The following is a 22,696-nucleotide window of genomic DNA, read 5'->3' as shown; positions in this document are numbered from 1 at the left end:
TGTTGCGACCGCCTAGCCGAAAACACGCCCCAACGCAGCGTCCACCGCATCAGTGATTTCGTCGATATCATCCGCCGTCGCAATCAACGCAGGTGAGAAACACAGCGTGTTGTTCTTGCCCGGGATGGATCGGTTTGTGGCTCCGATGATAACGCCTTGCTGCATGCAATCGGCAACGACCGCGCCGACGCGTTTTTCGTCCATCGGGTCTTTGGTGTCGCGATCTGTCACCAGTTCTGCGCCAATAAACAGACCCTTGCCGCGTACATCCCCGATGGCGGGGAACTTTTCAGCCAAGGCCTGCAAGTTGGCGACCATGCGGTCCCCCATGACAAGCGTGTTGGCCATCAGGTCTTCGTCTTCGATGATGCGCATATTTTCGAGTGCTGCTGCCGGACCTGCGGTGCAGCCGCCAAAGGTCGAAATATCGCGGAAATAGTTCATCGGGTCACTGCTGTCGTCTTTGAACAGATCGAACACGGCTTCGGTCGTGACGCAGCACGAAATCGCCGCGTAACCGGATGCCACGCCTTTGGCCATCGTCACAATGTCAGGCTTGATGTCGTAGTTCTGGTAGCCAAACCAGACACCTGTGCGCCCAACGCCGCAGACGACTTCGTCGATGTGCAGCAGGATATCGTACTTTTTGCAGATTTCCTGAACGCGGTCCCAATAGCCTTCAGGGGGCGTGATGACGCCGCCGCCAGCTGTGACAGGTTCAAGGCAAAGCGCGCCGACCGTATCCGCACCTTCGCGCAGGATCACCTCTTCGATTTGGTTGGCGGCCCAGACGCCATATCCCTCATCGGGTGCGCCGTCCTGTTCGTGCTTGCGGTATTCCATGCAATGGGGAACGCGGATGAACCCCGGTGCAAACGGGCCGTATTGCGCGTTGCGTTCGTCCTGACCGCCCGCCGACATCGTCGCAAGGGTTGATCCGTGGTAGTCGCGTTCACGATACAGGATCTTATGCTTTTTGCCGCCGTACCGTTTGTGGGCAATTTGGCGGACAATCTTGAAACCCTTCTCATTGGCCTCAGAACCTGAATTTGCGTAGTAAACGCGGGTCATGCCCGGCATCTTCGAGATCAGCTTTTCGGCAAACAGCGCGCCGGGGATTGACCCGACGGTGCCGCCAAAGAAGTTCATCTTCAGGATTTGATCGCGCACTGCGTTTGCAATGCTTTCGCGGCCATAGCCGACGTTGACTGTCCAGACACCACCCGCGACGGCATCAATGTGTTCTTTGCCATGCTGGTCCCAGACGCGCATGCCTTTTCCCTCTACAATGATACGCGGCTCACCGGTTTCAAACTGTTTGTGTTGCACAAGGTGGTGCCAGACGTGGGCGCGGTCGGCGTCAACTACATGGCTCAGGTCGTTTGCTGTCATGGTATCCATAGTGAAACCTCCGCATGGACTCAGGGACGCCACAAGGGCGCGATGTCATAGTATCACGCTTTCACTTTGCCGCAGATAGGGCCAGTCAGTTTGTGGCTTTAGGGCCAAAATGGATGCAGCCGCGGCGAAGAGTGAGGCGCGCATGCCGCAGATCCGATGCAAGTCGCTTGGGAAATGAGTGTGAAATCACCTAAAAGTTGCGCCCCGACTGGGGCCACTCGCCCCAAAAATGGACCAAGGCCCGCCCGAATTCTGCCAGAAACCCGATGCAAAAAGCGCTCTAACGTTATGTGAGTACTGTCAGAATGGCGTGGCCTAAAACGGTGTATCGGTTCGTGCGGCTTGGTCCACTGGGACTTGGCGCGATTTCTGTGGCGATTTTGGCGCTCGGATATTATTTACAGGTCGCTCAGAACGACCGCGACGGTTTGAAAGTGGCTGCCCTTGCGGCTGGCCCGCCGGCGTCCGTTGCGATTGAACAATTTAATCGAGACCGCGACATGACCCAATTGCGCGAGGTTGTTGTGCAGGCGCAGCCGGTTAGGGAATTGGCCCAGCGTCTAACGCTGCACAAAAATGCGGGTGATGATCACGTGTTTATGCTGCCCCTCGTCGCGACAGGATCAAGCACTGAGACAGACATTGTCGGCATCGCTTATTTCCCGTCCGCGACCGACGCGTTCGACGACATCACGCCAGCCTTGCTGATGACAGGCATGATCGGGTTCGGCGGTGTCGGCTCGATGATCAACTACAATGGTGAATTGGGCGGCATGGGCCAGTGGGACGAATTGACCGCCGAGTTCTTTGCGGATGCAGGTCTGATCATGCCCGCAAACGCGGTGATTGTCTGGCCATATATGGAAGGCCGCGACGTGGCGCTTGCCCCGGCTGCGGCTGGTGAGTTGACGATATTCGGGCTGCTGTCCAAGATCGCTGGTGTGATTGGTTTGTTGGCCTTGGCGAAGTTGGTGTTCACCAACAAGCCGGATGAGGTTCCTGAGGCGCCTGAGATCGCGGACGTACCCCCGATTCCTGTCGAAATGCCTGTCACCAAGGCAATGCCACTGTGGAAACAACGCAGCGGGTTCTTGGATGACAGCGCCACCGAACTGAGCCAAGATTTTGAACTCGCACCAATTGAGCCCGCCGACATTGAGCCAGATGTGCTTGATCCGACCCACGATAGTTCTGGGTTGCGCGAACCGCGCCGATGGTTCGGTGTGCGTAAGGTTCTGATTGGTCTTGTGGGCGGGATGTTCGTTCTTGGGTTGGTCTCGACAGTCTCCGATCTGATCGCGAAATCCACGCCTGTCGAAACTGTTGCCGTCCAAAGTTTTGAAGAACTGCTCGCCGAAGGGGTGGCCGCCGCAATCATCCCCGATGCCGACCCCGACCGCCACTGGACAGACATTGACGTCAGTTTTGTTGCGGAATGGGTCGTGGCGAAATGGCTGCTGGCGCTGTCGGGCGACACAGACGCGCTGATGACACTTCTTATGATCGGCGGCAGCATTTTCGCCGTGTCGATCATGGTCCCGATGTATTTGATGGTGCGTCGTTCGCTGCTGCCAAGAACCCGCATCGGCGGCATGGGTCTCAGCTAAGAACCACTTTAGAAATCTACCGTCACACCGGGCAAATTCAGCGACTTGATCAATTCGCGCAATTCTTGGCGCGCAGCGATGTTGGAAATGTTAAGCCCCTTCACGCCAATATCGCGCAGGTCCAGCAGCGTCAGGCCGCGCGGGAACAGTTCTCTAAAGACCACCCGTTCGTTGAAACCGGGGGCCGTGCGGAACCCGATGCGTTTGGAGAGCTTTGTAATCGCGGCCTCCATCTTTTGCTTGTTGACCATGTTCTGCGCACCTATGCGGTTGCGCACGACGACCCAGTCGATGGGTTCAAACCCTGCTTGCGCACGCAACTGACGCGCACTCCAGACCATCTGCGAATAAACCGCGGGTCCGGTGATCGTTTCGCCATCACTGGCGATATGCGCGAGCAGGTCAAAGTCGATAAAACTGTCGTTAAGTGGCGTGATGAGTGTGTCGGCCAGCGAATGGGCGACCTGTGATAGGCGGGTGTGGCTGCCCGGACAATCGATCAGAATGAAATCATTGTCAGGCTCAAGCCCCGCCACGGCCACCGACAGGCGATGGTCGAAAATGTTTTCACCCTCTTTCAGCGTCGAAGGATCGATTTCGGGCAGCTCGTGATAGGTGGGTGTCGGCAGGGTCAACCCCTTTTCACCGAGAAACTTGGTGCGGTTTTCGATGTAGCGGCCAAGCGTCTTCTGGCGCAGGTCCAGATCGAGCGTGCCAACCTTATGCCCCATGCGCGACAGTGCCGTTGCCACGTGCATCGACACGGTGGACTTGCCCGCCCCGCCCTTTTCGTTCCCCACGACGATAATATGTGCCACTGCCTGTGCCCCTATGTGCTGACCCGGATCGTTGTCCAGATCGTTGGGGTAACTATACGTCGCAGAGGACGCAAGGCAAAGAGGGATTGACTTGTGTGGCGCAAAGGCCCATTTGCGCAACAGGTTCGATGCTAGCTGCCGCGTGAGCAGGCGCATGAGACGCGCAAAGGTGCATCGACCTAAGGTTCCTTCCATCACGCAGGGGTGCCGCGCCAATCGGCGGGCTCCGTTATATAAACGGGCAGGGGCATTCGGCCCACCGTAGCCTTTGGCGTTATCCTTTTGCGATGCCGCAGCCGTTCGGGCCCGCGGCGTGACTTTTTTGCGGGTGCAGTTGTGCCCGCCCCGATCCAAGGAAAACACATGGATTTCGATATGCTGGGCCTCGCGCCCCGACTGATTGCTGAACTGAAAAGCCAAGGGATCGTTGATCCGACGCCGATCCAAGCACAGGCAATCCCACATGCAATGAATGGCCGCGACGTCATGGGCCTCGCCAAAACGGGCAGCGGTAAGACTGCGGCGTTCGGACTGCCGATGATTGATATGCTGCTGAAAGAGCAAGGCAAGCCCGAGGGTAAGACTGCCCGCGCTTTGATCCTCGCGCCAACGCGTGAGCTTGCCAAACAGATTCAAGAAAACCTCGAGGCCTATACGAAGGGCACCCACCTCAAGACCATGCTGGTCGTCGGTGGCGCAGGTATTACGGGTCAAATCCGTAAACTGGAACGCGGCGTTGACCTGTTGGTCGCCACGCCGGGTCGTCTGATCGACCTGCTGGAACGCCGCGCTGTGCGTTTGGGCGATACGAAGTTCTTGGTCCTCGACGAAGCGGACCAGATGCTCGACATGGGGTTCATCCATGCGCTGCGCCAGATTGCACCGCTGCTGGCCCCAGAACGTCAGACGATGCTGTTTTCAGCGACAATGCCGAAATTGATGGCCGAACTCGCGGGTGCTTTCCTTAAGAATCCGATGCGCGTGCAGGTCGATGCACCCGGCAAACCTGTTGAGCGGATTGAACAATCGGTTCACTTCGTCGCCAAGGCGGCAAAGACTGATTTGTTGCTCGAACTGATCGACAAGCACCGCGATGAACGCGCGATTGTCTTCGGTCGCACCAAGCACGGGTCTGAAAAGCTGCACAAGCTGCTGGCGAGCAAGGGCTTTTTGTCTGCGTCTATCCACGGCAATAAATCCCAAGGTCAGCGCGATCGCGCGATTACCGATTTCAAAGCGGGCAAGGTGACAATCCTGGTTGCGACGGATGTTGCGGCGCGTGGTCTGGATATTCCAGAGGTGAAGCACGTTTATAACTACGACCTGCCAAACGTGGCCGAAAACTATGTCCACCGTATTGGCCGCACGGCGCGCGCTGGTGCGGATGGCATGGCAATTGCGTTCTGTGCGCCCGATGAAATGGGCGAATTGCGCGACATCCAAAAGGCGATGAAGGCTGACATCCCAGTGGCCGGTGGTCGCCCATGGGAGAAATCCGAAGAAGAAGCCAAGCCCAAGCGCGGTGGCGGTGGCGGCGGTGGTGGCCGTCGTTTTGGCGGAGGTGGCGGTGGCGGCGGACGTCCGGGCGGCAAGCCTGGTGGTGGTCGCCCGAATGCTGGCGGCGGTCGCCCCGCTGGTGGTGGTGGTGGTGGCGGCGGCAATCGCCGTCGTAAGCCGAGCAGCGCTTCAGCGTAAATCGGCGCGCCAGTTGCATTTTTGGACAATTACGTTTATGTAAGTGTCCAAAGATAAAAAGAAAATTGGCAGTATTAGAATGAGATCCTCCCTGAACCGCGTTTTGCGTGACTATGTCGCGCCGATGTTTCGTCGCCCCAAAGGGTTGCAGGTCGCAGCCCTGTGCACCCGTGGCGTGGGCGATGATGAGCAGGTTTTGTTGATCACCAGCCGTGGCACAGGGCGTTGGGTTTTGCCGAAAGGCTGGCCCATTCGCGGTCTCGCGTCGTCGCAAGCGGCCTTGCAAGAAGCGTGGGAAGAAGCGGGCGTAAAAGACGCCACAGCGAAAGCCGAACCAATCGGCAGTTACGCCTACGACAAGACCATGGGCAGCGGATTGCCGGTGCCGGTTGAGGCACTTATTTATTCGGTCAGCGTCCAAGGCCTTGAGAGCGAATTTCCAGAAGCGGGGCAACGCGAGTTGCGTTGGGTCTCCCCGACAGAGGCCGCAAATTTGGTGGATGAGCCGGAATTGAAGTCGATCCTGAACGTGATGGCCCCCAAGGGTGCGTCATAAGCATTGATTTGACCCCCCGTAGCTGACAAACCTGCCGCCAACCTTGGGGGGCACTATGACCGACAACAATGACAACGGCGATTTGCGCCACCTCGACACGCTAGATCGAGATCTGGCGCGTTTTTCCCGACTTGAAATGGCGACACAATATGTAGCACGGCCCATCGTCGGTCCGGGCATTTCGCTGGTGTTCATTTTATTGGCAGGTTTGGGCGCTGCGCTGTTCTTTGGCCAGACCAACAATGCGATGATCGTCATCGTTGCGACCTGTCTTGGGGCTTATATGGCACTAAACATCGGTGCCAATGACGTGGCCAACAACATGGGTCCGGCAGTTGGTGCCAATGCGCTGACCATGGGTGGCGCGATTGCGATTGCTGTAGTGTTTGAAAGCGCAGGCGCATTGCTGGCGGGTGGTGACGTTGTCTCGACCATCGCCAAAGGAATTATTGCGCCCGAAAGCATGGGCGATCCTGCGACGTTTATTTGGGCGATGATGGCGGCACTGCTGTCGGCGGCGTTGTGGGTGAACCTCGCCACATACGTCGGCGCACCTGTGTCTACGACCCATTCGGTTGTTGGTGGTGTGATGGGTGCGGGCATTGCCGCCGCAGGCTTTGCCGCTGTCAGCTGGGACACCATGGGCGCAATTGCCGCATCTTGGGTGATTTCACCTGTTCTGGGCGGTGCTGTCGCGGCATTTTTCCTGTTCGTGATCAAATCACGGATCATCTACCGCGATGATAAGATCGCTGCGGCCCGTCGTTGGGTGCCTGTCTTGGTCGGCATCATGGCGGGTGCATTCGGTGCGTATCTGGCACTGAAGGGTCTCAAGAAGATCATCAAGATCGACATGCCGACCGCGCTGCTGATCGGTCTGGGGATCGCTGTTTTGGTCTGGCTGGTGATGATTCCCGTCATCAAAAAGCAGTCTGAGGGCCTTGAGAACCGCAACAAATCCCTCAAAGTGCTGTTTGGCATCCCGCTTGTGGTATCGGCGGCACTGCTGAGCTTTGCGCATGGCGCCAACGATGTGGCCAATGCGGTTGGTCCGCTGGCCGCAATCGTGCAAGTCTCGCAATCGGGTGATTTCACCCACGATTTCAGCATTCCGTTTTGGGTTATGGTCATCGGCGCGTTCGGTATCTCATTCGGTCTGTTTCTGTTCGGGCCAAAGCTGATCAAAATGGTCGGCAGCCAGATCACCAAACTGAATCCCATGCGCGCTTATTGCGTGGCCCTATCCGCGGCGATCACAGTGATTGTGGCGTCTTGGTTGGGTCTTCCCGTCAGCTCCACCCATATCGCCGTAGGCGGTGTGTTTGGCGTCGGGTTCTATCGTGAATGGGACGCAGAGCGCCGCTTGCGCAACGCCCGTGCCGCAACGTCGGACCGCCCCGCCTATTCGGTTGAAGAACGCCGTCGCCGCAAGCTGGTGCGCCGTTCGCATTTCATGACGATTATCGCAGCGTGGATCATTACAGTGCCCGCTGCGGCATTGCTGTCGGCGTTGATATTTTATGGCTTGGTGACTGTTGTCGGGGCAGGTTAACGCCGCGCGCCACATCGTTCTGGCCTGAAGGTGTGTCAGGCCATAAGGCCGTAGCGGTCACTTTCCTCAAAGACGTCAATGGCGCGGGTGCCTGCCGTAACTTTTACGCTGTGCACTACGCCCGATGGGATGTCGTAGTCATCGCCTGGCCCGTGGATCACGGTCTTGCCATCAATTGTCAGTTCCAGTTGGCCTGAAATCACCGACCCCCATTGACCCTTATGAGAGTGGGCCGGAAGCTCGAAGTCCTCATGAAACGTAAAGAACACGACCAGACCCGAATCCGATGCGATGGCGCGGGTCGTCACGATGCTTTGTGGGATCGGAACGTCGAGCGCCGGGAAATGATCCATAAAACCTGCGAATGACATAGTGCTTTCCTTTCGATGACTGCCTCAAGGATAGCATGGGCTTGCTGTATTGGAACGCCAAACGAAAAACGCCGCCCAAACAGGAGCGGCGTTTTCTATTCCAAAAGGCAGGGTTCTTAGAAGCCCAGACCTTCGTACTTTTTCTTGAACTTGGAAACGCGGCCACCAGTGTCCATCAGGCGCGAGGTGCCGCCAATCCATGCAGGGTGCACGGATGGGTCGATGTCCAGCTGCAAGCTGTCGCCCTCTTTGCCCCACGTGGATTTCATCTCTAGTGCCGTGCCATCGGTCATTTTGACTTCGATGACGTGGTACTCGGGGTGAATGTCTTTTTTCATCTCGAAGATCCTTACGCTTTGTCGGCGCTGGAAGGCGCACGGTAGTTTGTCTTTTCCACGATACGTGCGGACTTACCGCGACGCTCACGCAGGTAGTACAACTTGGCGCGACGAACGCGGCCTCGGCGTACAACAGTGATTTCGTCGATGTTGGTGGAGTACAGCGGGAACACACGTTCCACGCCTTCACCGAATGAGATTTTGCGAACAGTGAAAGAGCCAGCGATGCCCTTACCGTTTTTGCGTGCGATGCAGACGCCTTCGTAGTTCTGCACACGGGTACGTGTACCCTCGGTCACGCGGAAGCCGACGCGAATGGTGTCACCGGCTCTGAAGTCTGGGATGGTTTTGCCCAGTTCGGCGATTTGTTCCGCCTCGATTTGTGCGATCAGGTTCATGATCGTCTCCTAAATAGTCACGCGGTTTTCCGCGGATGTGAGGGCTGCCAGAGCTTCGGTCTTCATTGGGTCAAATACCGCTTTGATACGGGGCGCCCACCGGAGGTTTAACGGCCGTGCTTTGCCGTCTGGCGGGTTTCCGGTGAAGAGGTCGGAGTCATACCAAACAGGTCTACGACTCATAAGGGTCGCAGACACTGCAGCGTATAGGCGGGAGAGGTGTTTTGGGCAAGGGGGATTGGGACGTGACTGCGTCAATGTCCGCAAAGAGCCTACTCTACCGATTTCTGCGATGTAGCGAATATCAGCTTTAGGCTTCAACAAGGGTTTGCTTGACCCAATTTGTTAACACGACAAGACATTTCTTATCGCCGCTCTTTTGGACCGCCCGTAAAACTGATAATTCAATCGAATATCTATATGCACTTTGGAGGCGGAACATGGAACGTGTGAATTTCACCCAGATGAAAGATGGCACGAAGGAAGAATATGAATTCCTGACGGCTCACGAGATCGACTATACCAAAGGTACCGCGGACCGATTGATGCATGCTCTTGAGCATCTTGATGAAGGCCTTTCAGGATATCAAATCACCCGCTTAGGGCATTCGGCGCAAGCTGCGACCCGCGCTTGGCGCGACGGGGCGGACATCGATTGGGTCGTATCTACTCTTTTGCATGACATTGGGGATATTTTTGCACCGTACAATCATGATGAATATGCCGCGACTATCTTGAAGCCGTTTGTGCGCGAGCAATGCCGTTGGTGCGTCGAAACTCATGGTGATTTTCAGATGCTATATTATGGGCAACATCTGGAAGGATTCGATCAGAACAAGCGTGAACGTCATCGGGGTGCGAAGTATTTCGACGACTGTGCGGAATTCTGTGAACGGTGGGACCAGACCAGTTTTGACCCAGACTATGACACGTTACCGCTCTCATTTTTTGCGCCTATGGTACGAGACGTGTTCGCGCGCAAACCCTACGATCCAGAGGTCATGCAGGTCCCAGATCAACCTCTGACAGTGCCTCAAGCCGCTGCTGAACGTGCAGTTACTTAGTCCCGCTTTTGGCTTCAAATATAATCTTCCAAGCCGGACCTCATGCCGGTTCGGGACACGAGGCAGCACTAAGAGACCAGACCTATCCGGAGCAACTGTCTCCAAATAAGCTGCCTTTGGTGCCGCAGTCTCTTAGGTCGGTTTTGTCCTGCGATTTCAAATGGTTGACGCAACACTTTAGGATCTTCTCCGCTTTGTTGAGTAAGAAAAGATGCCGACCATCAAGTAACCTATTGATATGTTAGGTTTCTGACAACTTTACATAGGGCAGGTATATGACCATCCACATCTCGCAACATATTTTACGCCTGAAGGGGCAACGTGTAAATGAAATTGAGCTGGCTGAAGACGGTGCGAAGGTTATTGTTCAGTGCAGTCGGGATGCCCGCAGGAGCGCTATAGACCCTGCAACCGGCAACCGGCAACTGTATAGGTTCAGGTGTTTTGAGACTCACACGACTTTGGCCTGAGTGATTCGAATTTACTCCATTGGTGTCTTGCCTTTCAAGGCATGATGAGGCCTGAATGTGTTGTATTTATCGACGGCTTTTCGAAGTTCAAACCGCATCGCTCCTATGCTGTCGGCAATGAGATCACGACATGCATAGAACTCTTCGCGGAAGGTGCGGTTACCGCGCTCGACACCACCGTTGTATTTTGGCCTTGCTGGCGGCAGCACAATGAGCGGGATCTCCATCTGTTCGCACGCTGTCTCAAAATCGGCCATAAACTCAGACCCGCCATCGACTTGAATTGAGATGATCTTATAGGGAGCTATTTCCACGAGTTCTTGCAAAAACCGTTTGGCAGAGCGTGCCGTGGCATTCGAATAAACTTGCGCGTGGATATGCTTGCTACACCTCTCCCAGGCTTGAAAGTGTTTGCACGTGACGCCGTTCTTCGTGGCAGTCATATGATCGATCTGCACACGCTCGCCAACCACAATATCTTTGTAATCCCTATATTTCCATCCCTTGGCATGCCCCTTGGAAAAATTACGCTTGCGCTTTTGGGGCGCAGATCTTGATCGTGTGATCAGGCCTTTTTTCCTTAGAAAGCTCAAAATGCGCCCCACGGTGCTATCGCTCATGGTTTGCTTTTTGTCGCGACGCAAGATGGCCCCTATTTTCTCCTTACCGTAGGTTTCATTGTCGCGGCGGGCCTCAAGCACCAATTGCTTTTCTGCCTCGCCCCACTGTGACTTGTTGCAGCGTTTGGGAGCCTTTGAAGGCGGTATGATTGCCTGCGCCAAATCCTTCAAAATACGCTTGTGACGGTAATATGTCGCGCGCGAGATGCCGACGAATTCAGCGCACTTTGATAGAGAAACGCCCTCTGTACGTAAGTCGTCCCATTGCCGAACCTGACCTTCGTATTTGATACGGTACACGTCCAAACATTCTTGTGTCCGCGCCCAAGCATAAAGTTTATAAACGTTCTTGTGCAGTCCGATGATTTGCATATTGGCCTCGTGAGCTGGTTTCTTTCAATTCTCAGTCTCCGAGGTCGCCTAAATCTTGGCAACAAAATTTTGTCTCACATCTATCTGAACTTATTCACAACCGGCAAGAAGGGTAGCATCAACCAACATATTCGCCGACAAGTAAACGACATCCCGTTTTTTGGGTATCCTTGTGTGATTGAGATTGAGCTAGCGCAGGTTTTTATTAGCAAGGGTGAGCGCCGCATTGAGGCGTGTCCTTTTGTTGATAAAAGGGTGCCGTTTCACCCATCGATTTTGCCATCTTATCAGTGGATTGTGCCGTCATTTATCCATTCTGGCTGTCTCCAGGCATTTAGGTATACGATGGGAGACGGTAAAGAATATCGACAAGGCATACCTGATGGAAACGCTCCCTGCGCTTGATCCCGCACAGCTTGCTGGCTTGGAATACATTGGTGTCGATGAAGTGGCCCGGGCGAAAGGTCATGACTATATGACGGTGGTCTACGATATGGTCGGAGGGCATCTGATCTGGGTGGAAGCCGGTCGAACTGCCGAAGTTTTTTCAAGGTTTTTGAAACAGCTGCGGCCAGATACAGCCCATAAAATAAAGGCCGTGTCGATGGATATGGGGCCTGCCTACCAAAAGGCTGTCAGGGAGTCCTTGCCGATGGCCGACATCGTATTTGACCGTTTCCACGTCATGAAAAACTACAGCAAGGCTATCCATAATCAGCGTCGCCTTGAGTTCAGGAAGGCCGATCCAAGTGGTAAAGAGTTGATGAAGGGCACGCATTATCTGTTGCTCAAAAATGCGGATAAGTTGAATGAAAAACAAAGTAACAAGCTGCAAACGTTGCTGGAGAGCAATAGCAACCTGAATACGCTTTACGTCTTAAAAGAACAGCTTCAGGCTCTGTGGAGCGCCCCATCATTTGAGGGGATGTCAGAGCAACTGGAAAATTGGTGCCTGATCGCAGATCAGTCACACATGCTCTATCTGAAAAAGTTCGCAAAATCCCTAAGAAAACATTGTGTGGGCATATGCAACTACGCGAAACACAAGCTGACAAGCGCCAGGATAGAGGCTGGTAATGTCAGTATAGGAATGATCCGCAAACGAGCCAGGGGCATCAGGGATACCGAATACTTCAAACTCAAAATTAGACAATCATCCATCCCAGATAATCAATCTATACTCCTGCGCCTGAATTGACCTGACGATTTTGGGCCTGCGATTCACTTCGTAGCATGGCCAAAGGCGGTTCAGTCTGTATTTTGAGTTTATGAGCAAGCAATACAAAACAGTCTCCTTATCCGACGAGCAGCGCATAGCACTTGAAGCGCTTTGCCGCCGCCGCAAAGTTGACGCCCTTGTTTGGAAACGGGCGCGCGCGTTTCTTCTTTTGGACGCAGGAGAAGACGCCGGAACGGTTTGCCGGATTTTGGATATTGGCCCGACAGTTTTGACGGAGTGGCGATTTGCCTTTGCCGGTGCGGGATTATCGTTTTTCGGTCTGAAGGACTACAGCCAGCGTCAGGGTCATTTGTCCGTCGTGCAAGAGCAGGTGGTGAGAGCCCATTTCACCGCGCAGCCTGCCCGCAATGCCGATGAGGTCTGTGCCTATGTTCTAGCCGAGTGCGACCAAAACTACAGCACGTCGGGAGCCGCCAAGCTGATGCGCCGCCTGGGGTTCGCGTATAAGAAACCACAATTGCTGCCTGCACAGGCCGATGAAGCCAAGCAGGCTGCGTTTATTGCCAAATATGAGGCCCTGATGAACGGGTTGGCCGCAGATGAGATGGTTGTCTTTTCGGACGCTGTCCACCCCGAACACCAGAGCCGCCCCGCCCATGGTTGGTTCCCCAAGGGACAAAAGACGGCCCTGAAGGCGACATCAGGGCGCAAGCGGCTCAACATTCAGGGCGCGCTTGACCTTGAGACTTTCCAGTTCACCTTTGTGGAAGGCGAGAAGATCAATGCCCAGACAACCCGACAGATGCTGGAAAAGTTGGAACGCAACAACCAAACCAAGACGGCCATCCACGTCTTTGTCGACAATGCCCGCTATCATCATGCCAAGATACTACAGCCATGGCTGGACAGCCCAGAACGTCGGGTGAAGTTGCATTTCTTGCCAGCATATGCCCCGCACCTCAACCCGATCGAGCGTCTTTGGGGTGTTATGCACAAATGGGTCACCCACAATCGGCACTATGCAACGTTCAACCAATTCACAGAGGCCATTTTCGACTTCTTCCGCAAGACCCTGCCAGAAAAATAGCCAGAGTTCCGCGAGGGGATGTCCCGTACGATGTTGAAAATCGGGCGAGTGGCGCTGCTTGATTGATGGTTAGGCGACGTCCTTGATTTGGTCAAGCGTTACGGTATTGCGATGATCTAGCAAAGCTTGCTTGAGAATGGGGAGTTGCTTGTAGGCCTTTAGGCGGCGGAAGCCTTTCGCGGCTTCCAGCATACCAGCCCCTGTCCAGCGCAGCGCCATTTTTGCATCGCGCCAGCGTTTGACGTTTCGACAGACCTGTCGGATCACGCTGTTCATAGATTCAATGATGTTGGTGCTGGCCAATGAGCGTCTCAATTCCACAGGTAGCCCCAACCTAACAACAGTTAGAATTTCGTCTAGGCCCTCAAGGATCGACTTTGAAACGTCCGGAGCCTCAAGCTCTAGTCGCTGGGCAAGATTCCGCATCAACCGCTCGGCTTTGTCGGCATCATCAAGCTCCCATGCTTGCTTCAGCGCGCGGCGTACGGAGGCGTGCAGCTTTGGAGGAAGCCTGTCAGTTATGTTGCGGGCCTTGTGTATCTGGCATCTTTGGATGGGAATATCGGCACCAAATGTGCGCCGAATTGCCTTGGTCAGTGCCTTAGCCCCATCTACGATGAACAAATAGCAGCCCGCTGGATCGAGCCCACGCTCTATCAGATTGTCCAAAAGCGCCTGAACCGTCGCGGCGTTCTCGGTCGCCCCTTCAATGACGCCCAGAGGGTGCTTTTCGCCTGAAACCTCCACACCCACGGCCGCAAGCACCAACAAATGATCGTCCAAATGCAGCCCGTCGATCTGGATCGCTACAAGGTCAAGCTCCGATAGATCAGATGACATCCACTCATCCAGGCGCGCTTGGGTGAGTGCTTTGAAGCGACGCGAAACTGCTGACCTGGACAGCCCGCTCCCTGCCTTATTAGGCACCTTCGCTTCGGGCAGCCGTACAGCTCGGTCATACTTACGGGTGGAAACATTCATCAACATTAGGCTCATTGCCCATTGTTCAAGGAAGCCACCCGAGGAGGCCTCTTCCCAGCTCGGCAGGACAATCTCTTTACCGGTCACTTTATCGCGCACACGGGCGCGCTCCAGCTCAATCTTCCCACCATGGAACCCAACCTGACCTTTCGCGGTGCCCCATCTGTGGCCAGGCTTGTCAGTGCAATGCTCGTATCGGCCACCCGCCAGCGTATCTGCGTCCTCACCAAACATCTGAACCAGACTGGCGACGCCCGCCGTCAGGCAGAACTGCTCGAAGCTCTCGCCAACTTTGTCCCAGGCTGTTTCCACGAGTTGATGAACATTCGACGCGCTGGCAAGTCCAGCGCTTGCTGTGATAGTCTTCTTCATGGTGTTGCTTCCTTTTGCGATTAAACACCCAGAGCCTACGGCTCAGGGGAAGCAACGCCACCCTAAATTAAAATTTCAACATTCTTCGGGACATTCCCGTTCCGCGACACCGCTTAGGCTCAAGTTTCAAATGCAACACTCAGAGCCCTTTGGGCATAGGATGTTGTGATGGACATACGAAGCAAGCACCTCAGCAGCGAGGACCGTGGCGTGATATTAGCCGAGCATAATAGGGGCAGCAGTCAGCGGTTGATCGGCCAGCTTTTGCATCGCCCGGCGAGCACGATCTGCCGTGAGCTGGCGCGAGGTCGGCAGGAAGACGGCAGCTATTGCCCGCAAGCGGCGCGGCAGGCCTATGATGCCCGGCGTGCGCGCTGCCGCCGCGAGCGCAAGCTTGTGGAGGGGAGCGATCTTTATCGTTTTGTTCATGGCAAGCTCGTACATCTGCACTGGTCGCCTGAGCAGATTGCGCAGAGACTGCGTCTCATGAAGCCTGATGATCCATCCGCCCATGTAAGCCATGAGACCATCTATGCCGCGATTTACGCGCAGCCACGTGGTGGGCTGAAGGCGGCGATGATCGAGGCGTTGCGTCAAGCGAAGCCTAAGCGTGGGCTCAAGCGCAGGACAGCGGCGGGCAGTGCTATGGTCCCGGAATCATTGCGCATTATCAATTGCCCTGAAGAGATCGAAGCGCGACTGGTACCAGGCCATTGGGAGGGCGACCTCATCAAGGGCGCATTCAATCGCTCGTCAGTGGGGACCTTGGTCGAGCGCAAGACACGCTTTGTCATTCTTTGCAAAATGGACGGCAATGGGGCCGAGGCCGCGCTCGACAGCTTCACCCGCCAGATGAGACGACTACCCGCTGCTTTGCGCAAGAGCATGACCTACGACCGCGGCTCCGAAATGGCCTGCCACCCCGAACTCGCCAGACGGTTGAAGATCGATATCTGGTTCTGCGATCCGCATGCGCCTTGGCAGCGTGGCAGCAACGAGAACACCAACGGACTGCTGCGTCAGTACATGCCCAAAGGAACTGACCTGAACGGTGCAAGCCAAACATGGCTGAACGACGTTGCAAACCTGATGAACAACCGCCCGAGAAAAACTCTCGGTTGGAGAACACCCGCTGAAGCCATGGCCGACGAAATCGCGGCCTTCAAATCAACCGTTGCACTTGATGTTTGAATCCAAGCCGTCACCGACAACTTCCGCGTCATATCGCTCAAGGAATACAAAGTGATTTGAGGGGAAAACCTCAGGTCAATTCAGGCGCGGGAGTATATGTTCTATTTGAAATCCTAGAATAACTCAACAAAGCGGAGAAGAGCCACACTTTAATCTTTAGGAAGAGATGGAGTTATCAACATGAAGTATCGTCGCCGCGTATTTTTCACGGATAAGCAGAAGTCGGAGATTTGGGATCGGTGGCAACGGGGAGAGTCGATGAGCTCGATTAGGCGGGGCTTTGATCGCGGATCATCGTCGATTTATCCCCTTCTTGCCCGCACTGGCGGCATTCGTCCACTGGAGCGCATAAGATCGCGCCTTGCTCTGACCCTGGCTGATCGAGAAGAGATATCGAGGGGCTTGCGGGCGCAGGTGTCCTTGTGATCAATTGCGCGAAGCTTAAAGCGATCGACGTCTACAATCGGCCGCGAAGTCAGGCGTAATGGAGGCGTCAAAGAATATCGTGCGGCAGCATCAGATACGGCGGCGTGTGACCGTTCTCACCGACCCAAACCCTGTAAGCTGGCAGGCTGTCTATCTCTGCCCACTGCCCGGCAACGCATGCTTGCATGTGTGAGAGGGGGCAATATCAGCCAAGCTGATCCGTAAGTGGTCCCCGCAACAAATCGCAGGCTGGCTGATGCGTGAACATCCTGATGATGAAGACAAGCGGATCTCGCACGAGACGATCTATAGAAGCCTGTTTATCCAGACACGCGGCGCACTTAAGAAGGAATTGCTAGCACATCTGAGGGCAACCCGAGCCATTCGTCGGTCTCGTCACGCGACCATGAAGCGCAGCGGCGTTGGCCGCTTCAATGATGCGGTATCCATCCGTGATAGACCGGCAGAATTAGAAGATCGAGCTGTACCAGGGCACTGGGAGGGAGACTTGATAGCGGGCTCTGGAAACAGTTTTATCGCCACTTTGGTCGAGCGAAGCACGCGTTACGTGATGCTGGCAAAGGTTGGCAACAAAGACAGTCACAGCGTTGATCAAGCAGTCACGTAAGTTGCCCAAAGAGCTTTATAAGTCGCTGACATGGGATCGCGGGACGGAGATGGCTGGGCACAAGAAGTTCACCTTGGCCACCAAAATTGACGTCTATTTGTGCGAGCCTCACAGCCCATGGCAACGTGGTTCAAACGAAAACACAAAGCGCCTGCTGTGACAGTACTTTCCAAAGGGCACAGATCTGTCGATACACAGTCAAGCAAAGCTGAGCGCCGTCGCAAGACAGCTCAACGAACGACAACGAATGACGCTGGGATACGAAACCCCTCAGAGCGTTTCAATGCATGTGTTGCGTTGACCGGTTGAGATCACCTCGCTTAGCCGTCATTCGTCTGTCTTTTTCGCCCACAAATCTGGCCGCCGATCCTGCGTCAGCTTCTCACTCATCTCGCGGCGCCATTGCGCGACTTTCTTGTGATCCCCAGACGTCAGCACCGGCGGTATCACGCGGCCTTCCCATTCGGCGGGTCGCGTGTATTGCGGATGTTCCAGCAACCCGTTGGAATGGCTTTCCTCTACTGCGGAATCCGCGTTGCCCAGCACACCGGGCAGCAGGCGCACGCAGGCGTCGATCAGTGTCATCGCGGGCAATTCGCCACCGGTCAGGACGTAATCCCCCATCGACACTTCCATGACCTCGAAATGCTCCAGAACGCGTTCATCCACGCCCTCAAACCGGCCGCACAGCAACGTTACACCGTCTTGCGCCGCAAACTGTTGCGCCATAGCCTGCGTAAAGGGCATCCCGCGCGGCGACAGGTAGATCAGCGGCATCCGCCCTTTGGCGCGGCGGCGGGTGTCGGCAATGGCATTACCCAAGACATCGGCCCGTAAAACCATGCCCGCGCCCCCGCCCGCAGGCGTGTCATCGACGTTGCGATGTTTCCCCTCTCCGAACCGGCGCAGGTCGGTGGTTTGTAGCTGCCAAATTCCGTCTTTCAGCGCCTTTCCAGTCAGACTTTCGCCCAGCAATCCGGGAAATGCGTCCGGAAAAAGGGTGATGACTTGCGCCGTCCAAGCATGCGCCAATGTGACCCTGTCGCTGATCAGTTCTTGCGGCTGTGCGCTGACCTGCACAGATTTGCGTCCGATGGATCGGCTGGGTTGCTTTTTTGGGTCTTTGATTGGGGGAACGTCGGGTTTATCCGTCATCGTTTTGTGCCTTTCCAAGCAAGTCTGCCTTCGCTGCGTTCAGGTTGCCATCGGATAGGTTTGATCGGTTGAGCGCAAGAAGGTCATCCATAAGCCCATCGTCCGGTCCTGCGTTTTCCACAGGGTGCGGGACGAGTTTGCGTCGTCGGTAGTCTGGCAATTCGATCAGGTCGATTAACGGCTGCGCAGGGCCATTTGGTCCCGTCAGATCAAGAAGATCGACTGTGTGAACGGTGCCAGTGACCGCGTCGGCCACGGCCTTTGCGACGCCTGCAAGATCGGCGGCGGGTGCGTAGGTGGCCGTGTACGTGGCCTCGTCCATCGTCAGGCGTGACGTGCGCAGGTTGTGTTTGTAGGTCGATTTGAGCCACGAGTCTGGATCGCGGGTGGTAAATAAAAGACGACACCGGATTCCGTGCCAAAGACATCGCAGATTACCTCCTCAGCCCGCGCCATGAGTGCGGGGGTGGCGTTGTAGCTTAACTGACCATCCCGACCGGGCATCCGACCTGCAATGTTTTCGTCCGAAATTAGGACTTTGCGGCTGCTGTTCTGATCTATCTTTGACAGCGTCCCGTGCAGGTCTTCGCCGAACGCATCAAGCAGCGCGGGTTTGCCGTAGCGCGAATACCGAACCGCCATAAGCGCCGCACCCTTGCGCAATTTGCCTGGCAAAACCAGTGAACAGCGCGGCCAGATGTTTTTGCCATTGGCGCGCAGAAATTTCTGTGCCGACGTCGTTGCGGTCTTGTGAAAGCCAGCGTGGACGATAACGCGGCGTCCCGGCATCAGATAAAACGACGCATCAGTCAGCCGCTGGTGTGTCTTGTGTGTCGGCCTCGTCCGCGAACAACCCGCGCGGTGGGTCCAGAACGATGCGACCAGATGCAAGGTCTACAGTTGGAACGATGACCTTGGTGAATGGCACAAGCACAGTGTCTTTGTCGGACGGGCTGATGATTTCCAACAGGTCATCGGCGCCATTGGTCTGCACCGCTTTGACGCGGCCCAACTTGGCGCCGCCGGTGTCATAGGTCATTAAACCCACAAGGTCGGCGTGGTAATATTCATCGTCGGGAAGCGACGGCAATTGATCGCGCCGCGCATAAAGCTCCATGCCGCGCAGCCCGTCGGCTTCTTCTTTGGTGGTGATTCCGTCGACCCGCGCAATGAGCGAGCCTTTGGTTTGGCCTTTGATCACAATGGTCGTGATCTCGCTGCCGTCAGCGCGGGTCAGCGGAGTGTAATCCGCCAGCGCTTCGGGGTCGGCGCAGAAGGATTTCAGGCGCACGTCACCATTGACCCCAAAGGATCCGGCGAGTGTTCCAACAACAATACGATCATCTGACATGGGCATTCCTGCGTCGGTGGGGGCGAGATGAGAGAGGGGTGGGCATATAAAGGCGGGGCAAACACGCTGCCCCGCCTTGTTGGCTTATTATTCAGCTTTTTCGGCTGTTGCGTCTTCGGCAGGTGCGTCGTCCGCGACAGGAGCTTCTTCAACAGCAGGTGCTGCTGCGGCTTCTGCGGCTGCGATCTTAGCGGCTGCTGCTGCCTCTTTTTCGGCTTCCTCTGCTGCGGTTGCGGCTTCTGCTGCTGCGACCACTTTAGCGGCTTTTTCGTCAACACGGGCGGCGGCTTTTTTGCCTGGCTCGCCTTTTTTCATGTTGGCGCGCTCTTTCTTTTCGATGACGCCAGCCGCTTCGAGGAAACGAGAAATACGGTCTGTTGGCTGTGCGCCTTCACCCAACCAGTAGTTCACACGTTCCATGTCCATTGTGACGCGTGTTTCGTCGTCTTTGGCCAGCAGCGGGTTATATGTGCCGAGCTTTTCAATGTAGCGACCATCACGTGGCATACGCGAGTCAGCAGCAACGATACGGTAAAACGGGCGCTTCTTGGAGCCACCACGTGCGAGGCGAATTTTCATAGCCATGATATTAATTCCTTCAGGGTTTGTCTTGTTGCACCAATGGTGCGCTAAGGTTTGGATTGATGCGATTGATGATGCTGAATGACTTCAGCGATGATGAAGTTGAGAAACTTCTTGGCGAAAGCAGGGTCCAGATCGGCCTGCTTTGCCAAATCTTCTAGCCGTGCGATCTGCGCGGCTTCGCGCGAGGGATCGGACGGGGGAAGGTCGTGGCTGGCTTTGAGTTTCCCCACAGCCTGCGTGTGCTTGAACCGCTCACCGAGCGAGTAAACCAGAATAGCATCAAGGCGATCAATGCTTTCACGATGTTCTTTGAGGAGGTCCGCAGCGCGGGTCGTGTCACCACTGGCACGCATGTTTGGTGCGTCACTCATGTGAGCGCTCCTTTGTGATGGCGCCAGATGTTCACCAACGGGCCGCCGTCCGAATGGGACTCAGCACCCGGCGCGTTGGCGATGTAGTGTTCCACGTCCGACACGTCCGACACGCGCAGCACCAGACGCTCGGTCTGCAACGTGGGGATGGTGGCGATCAGGGTCATAGGCCCAACTCATCCACACTGGCGCCAACAAACAGCGGCTTGGTGAAAGAGCGGTCATAGCGGCGGATGCATTTGGTTGCCTGTGCATGGGCATAGGCGCGCAAACACTCCGGGTCGGCGCGCATTTTTTCGCGGTACGCTTCATAGTCAGCAAGGGACAGGAACGAAAAGTGGCAATAGGCGATGTCGTTAGGGCCTTCATGGGGCAGGTGGTAGCCGTGATGGACCCCGCCCAATTTCGCAACAAGGTGCAGCCACGCTTTCGCATAGACCTCAAAGGCCCCAAGCTGATCTGGATCGATCTCGTATCTGACGGTGCAGGTGATCATTTCTTTTTACCAAAGCCCGACAGACCGGGGGGCAGGGCCGCACCGCCGCCACCAAACGGATTTGCACCACCGCCGAACGGGTTCGCGCCGCCGCTTGGCATCGAGCCGAGCTGTTTTGCCGCCGCTTCCATCGCCGCTGGATCGTTCATATCCGGTGCGCCGCCTTTGCCAAACATGCCTTTCATAGCCTGTTTCAGCATGCCGCCTTTGCCCATCTTTTTCATCATGTCCGCCATCTGGCGGTGCATTTTGATCAGTTGGTTGAGTTCGCGCACCTCAAGGCCGGAACCGGCAGCGATGCGTTTCTTGCGGCTGGCCTGCAACAGCTGCGGGTTGGCGCGTTCTGTCTTGGTCATTGAATTGATCAGGGCGATCTGGCGTTTCAGGACGCTGTCGTCCATGCCAGATTCTTCGACCTGTTTTGCGGCCTTCTTCATGCCGGGCATCATGCCCATCATGCCTTCCATGCCACCCATCTTAAGCATCTGGTCGAGCTGCATGCGCATATCGTTCATGTTGAAGCGGCCCTTCTGGAACCGTTTCATCATGCGTTCGGCTTGGTCGGCCTCAATCGTTTGTTGCGCCTTTTCCACCAGCGATACGATGTCGCCCATGCCAAGGATACGGCCCGCGACGCGTTCGGCGTGGAATTCTTCAATCGCGTCCAACTTTTCGCCAAGACCGACGAAACGTATCGGTTTGCCAGTGACGGCCCGCATCGACAGGGCGGCACCACCGCGACCATCGCCGTCCATTCGGGTCAGGACCACGCCGGTCACACCGATTTTGTCGTCAAACTCTGTCGCGACGTTGACGGCGTCTTGGCCAGTCAGACCATCCACCACCAGCAGCGTTTCGCGCGGCTGCGCAACATCGCGCACGGCAGCGGCCTGCGCGATGAGTTCGGCATCAATGTGCAAACGTCCAGCCGTGTCGAGGATATAGACATCATAGCCGCCCATCGCCGCAGCTGTTTTGGCGCGCTTGGCGATCTGAACAGGGTCTTCGCCTTTGACGATCGGCAGCGTATCGACGCCGATCTGCGCGCCAAGGATTTGCAGCTGTTCCATCGCGGCAGGGCGGTTCACGTCAAGCGACGCCATAAGGACCTTCTTGCCCTCACGATCTTTCAGACGTTTCGCCAGTTTGGCGGTGGTTGTTGTCTTACCGGAGCCCTGCAGGCCGACCATCAGGATCGGCGCGGGCGGGTTGTCGATTTTCAGTGCACCGGGGTCGCCGTCGCCTTGCAGGACATGGACCAACTCGTCGTGCACAATCTTGACGACTTGCTGGCCGGGCGTGACGGATTTGGTTACAGACTGGCCGGACGCCTTTTCCTGCACCGCTTTGATTAAATCGCGCGCGACGGGAAGGGATACATCCGCCTCAAGCAGCGCAATGCGAACTTCGCGCAGCGCTGTCTTAACGTCGTCCTCAGACAGCGCGCCCTGTTTGGTGAGGCGATCGAATACACCTGACAGGCGATCTGATAGTGACTCAAACATGGGCGCGTCCTTCGCGTCGTTTCATCGGTGTCCCCAATATAGGGAACGGGTAAAAGCAGTTTAACCCCAGTGGGCGCAACGCGCTGACTGGGGGCGATCCTTGCGT

Annotated in this window: 22 protein-coding genes and 4 pseudogenes; 10 read left to right on the top strand and 16 right to left on the bottom strand. The window is 55.8% G+C overall.

Annotated features, from left to right (window positions below; all coding sequences use genetic code 11):
• Positions 1-12: 12 nt before the first annotated feature.
• Positions 13-1,401, bottom strand: coding sequence for an aminotransferase family protein (locus OA238_RS19680; RefSeq protein WP_015496549.1), 1,389 nt, complete (start codon positions 1,399-1,401; stop codon positions 13-15).
• A 305-nt stretch (positions 1,402-1,706) separates the two neighbouring features.
• Between OA238_RS19680 and OA238_RS19675 the strand changes: the two genes are divergently transcribed.
• Positions 1,707-3,008, top strand: a complete 1,302-nt coding sequence (locus OA238_RS19675) for a hypothetical protein (protein WP_015496548.1) — start codon at positions 1,707-1,709, stop codon at positions 3,006-3,008.
• A gap of 8 nt (positions 3,009-3,016) precedes the next feature.
• Here the strand turns inward: OA238_RS19675 and OA238_RS19670 are convergent, their stop codons facing one another.
• Complete coding sequence (locus tag OA238_RS19670) at positions 3,017-3,826, bottom strand: division plane positioning ATPase MipZ (protein WP_015496547.1); 810 nt, start codon at positions 3,824-3,826, stop codon at positions 3,017-3,019.
• Positions 3,827-4,189: 363 nt separating this feature from the next.
• Here OA238_RS19670 and OA238_RS19665 point away from each other — a divergent pair, with 363 nt between their 5' ends.
• From OA238_RS19665 to OA238_RS19655, 3 genes are all read left to right on the top strand, one after another.
• Complete coding sequence (locus OA238_RS19665) at positions 4,190-5,521, top strand: DEAD/DEAH box helicase (protein ID WP_044037225.1); 1,332 nt, start codon at positions 4,190-4,192, stop codon at positions 5,519-5,521.
• A gap of 79 nt (positions 5,522-5,600) precedes the next feature.
• Positions 5,601-6,077 carry an NUDIX hydrolase gene (locus tag OA238_RS19660; protein ID WP_015496545.1) on the top strand — a complete coding sequence of 159 codons (477 nt, stop codon included), beginning with the start codon at positions 5,601-5,603 and terminating at the stop codon, positions 6,075-6,077.
• A gap of 55 nt (positions 6,078-6,132) precedes the next feature.
• On the top strand, positions 6,133-7,629 hold the full coding sequence (locus OA238_RS19655) for an inorganic phosphate transporter (protein WP_015496544.1): 1,497 nt from the start codon (positions 6,133-6,135) through the stop codon (positions 7,627-7,629).
• Between the two features lie 35 nt (positions 7,630-7,664).
• Here the strand turns inward: OA238_RS19655 and OA238_RS19650 are convergent, their stop codons facing one another.
• From OA238_RS19650 to rplS, 3 genes are all read right to left on the bottom strand, one after another.
• Positions 7,665-8,000, bottom strand: coding sequence for a cupin domain-containing protein (locus tag OA238_RS19650; RefSeq protein WP_015496543.1), 336 nt, complete (start codon positions 7,998-8,000; stop codon positions 7,665-7,667).
• 116 nt (positions 8,001-8,116) lie between these two features.
• Positions 8,117-8,338, bottom strand: a complete 222-nt coding sequence (gene rpmE / locus OA238_RS19645) for a 50S ribosomal protein L31 (protein WP_015496542.1) — start codon at positions 8,336-8,338, stop codon at positions 8,117-8,119.
• 11 nt (positions 8,339-8,349) lie between these two features.
• Positions 8,350-8,736 carry a 50S ribosomal protein L19 gene (gene rplS / locus OA238_RS19640; protein ID WP_015496541.1) on the bottom strand — a complete coding sequence of 129 codons (387 nt, stop codon included), beginning with the start codon at positions 8,734-8,736 and terminating at the stop codon, positions 8,350-8,352.
• 440 nt (positions 8,737-9,176) lie between these two features.
• Between rplS and OA238_RS19635 the strand changes: the two genes are divergently transcribed.
• The gene (locus OA238_RS19635) at positions 9,177-9,800 is read left to right on the top strand and encodes an HD domain-containing protein (protein ID WP_015496540.1); all 624 of its coding nucleotides are present in this window, start codon (positions 9,177-9,179) and stop codon (positions 9,798-9,800) included.
• A 275-nt stretch (positions 9,801-10,075) separates the two neighbouring features.
• Positions 10,076-10,222, top strand: a pseudogene (locus OA238_RS19630) (ISL3 family transposase); the annotation flags it as partial.
• Between the two features lie 59 nt (positions 10,223-10,281).
• On the opposite strand, the gene OA238_RS19625 reads toward OA238_RS19630, so the two are convergent.
• Positions 10,282-11,262: an integrase core domain-containing protein gene (locus OA238_RS19625; protein WP_015494085.1), complete on the bottom strand. Its 981-nt coding sequence runs from the start codon at positions 11,260-11,262 to the stop codon at positions 10,282-10,284.
• Between the two features lie 99 nt (positions 11,263-11,361).
• On the opposite strand from OA238_RS19625, the pseudogene OA238_RS19620 reads away from it, so the two are divergent.
• A pseudogene (locus OA238_RS19620) lies at positions 11,362-12,460 on the top strand (ISL3 family transposase); the annotation flags it as partial.
• A 70-nt stretch (positions 12,461-12,530) separates the two neighbouring features.
• Positions 12,531-13,526: pseudogene (locus OA238_RS19615) on the top strand (IS630 family transposase); the annotation flags it as partial.
• 72 nt (positions 13,527-13,598) lie between these two features.
• On the opposite strand, the gene OA238_RS19610 reads toward OA238_RS19615, so the two are convergent.
• Positions 13,599-14,882, bottom strand: a complete 1,284-nt coding sequence (locus OA238_RS19610) for an IS256-like element ISOan3 family transposase (protein WP_015494284.1) — start codon at positions 14,880-14,882, stop codon at positions 13,599-13,601.
• Between the two features lie 168 nt (positions 14,883-15,050).
• Here OA238_RS19610 and OA238_RS19605 point away from each other — a divergent pair, with 168 nt between their 5' ends.
• Positions 15,051-16,073, top strand: coding sequence for an IS30 family transposase (locus tag OA238_RS19605; protein ID WP_015496537.1), 1,023 nt, complete (start codon positions 15,051-15,053; stop codon positions 16,071-16,073).
• A 180-nt stretch (positions 16,074-16,253) separates the two neighbouring features.
• Positions 16,254-17,436: pseudogene (locus tag OA238_RS30575) on the top strand (IS30 family transposase).
• An 18-nt stretch (positions 17,437-17,454) separates the two neighbouring features.
• On the opposite strand, the gene trmD reads toward OA238_RS30575, so the two are convergent.
• From trmD to ffh, 9 genes are all read right to left on the bottom strand, one after another.
• The gene (trmD, locus tag OA238_RS19595) at positions 17,455-18,282 is read right to left on the bottom strand and encodes a tRNA (guanosine(37)-N1)-methyltransferase TrmD (protein ID WP_015496536.1); all 828 of its coding nucleotides are present in this window, start codon (positions 18,280-18,282) and stop codon (positions 17,455-17,457) included.
• Entirely contained in the window at positions 18,272-18,604 is a 333-nt protein-coding gene (locus OA238_RS19590) for a hypothetical protein (RefSeq protein WP_044037223.1), read from the bottom strand. Before OA238_RS19590 ends, trmD begins: the two co-directional genes overlap by 11 nt.
• A gap of 2 nt (positions 18,605-18,606) precedes the next feature.
• Entirely contained in the window at positions 18,607-19,071 is a 465-nt protein-coding gene (locus OA238_RS19585) for a hypothetical protein (protein ID WP_044037221.1), read from the bottom strand.
• Between the two features lie 16 nt (positions 19,072-19,087).
• On the bottom strand, positions 19,088-19,633 hold the full coding sequence (gene rimM, locus OA238_RS19580) for a ribosome maturation factor RimM (RefSeq protein WP_015496535.1): 546 nt from the start codon (positions 19,631-19,633) through the stop codon (positions 19,088-19,090).
• An 87-nt stretch (positions 19,634-19,720) separates the two neighbouring features.
• Entirely contained in the window at positions 19,721-20,218 is a 498-nt protein-coding gene (gene rpsP / locus OA238_RS19575; protein WP_015496534.1) for a 30S ribosomal protein S16, read from the bottom strand.
• Positions 20,219-20,262: 44 nt separating this feature from the next.
• A complete protein-coding gene (locus tag OA238_RS19570) occupies positions 20,263-20,589 on the bottom strand; it encodes a chorismate mutase (RefSeq protein WP_015496533.1) in 327 nt (108 codons plus the stop codon).
• The gene (locus tag OA238_RS32990) at positions 20,586-20,756 is read right to left on the bottom strand and encodes a hypothetical protein (RefSeq protein WP_187293077.1); all 171 of its coding nucleotides are present in this window, start codon (positions 20,754-20,756) and stop codon (positions 20,586-20,588) included. Before OA238_RS32990 ends, OA238_RS19570 begins: the two co-directional genes overlap by 4 nt.
• Positions 20,753-21,085, bottom strand: a complete 333-nt coding sequence (locus OA238_RS19565; RefSeq protein ID WP_015496532.1) for an NIPSNAP family protein — start codon at positions 21,083-21,085, stop codon at positions 20,753-20,755. The genes OA238_RS32990 and OA238_RS19565 overlap by 4 nt, the downstream gene beginning before the upstream one ends.
• A complete protein-coding gene (ffh, locus tag OA238_RS19560) occupies positions 21,082-22,590 on the bottom strand; it encodes a signal recognition particle protein (RefSeq protein ID WP_015496531.1) in 1,509 nt (502 codons plus the stop codon). Before ffh ends, OA238_RS19565 begins: the two co-directional genes overlap by 4 nt.
• Between the last annotated feature and the right edge of the window lie 106 nt (positions 22,591-22,696).

Origin of the sequence: Octadecabacter arcticus 238, from assembly GCF_000155735.2 — a bacterium.
Classification (GTDB): domain Bacteria; phylum Pseudomonadota; class Alphaproteobacteria; order Rhodobacterales; family Rhodobacteraceae; genus Octadecabacter; species Octadecabacter arcticus.
The sequence above is the reverse complement of the archived record's forward strand: the minus strand, read 5'-3'. Positions and strand labels throughout refer to the sequence as shown.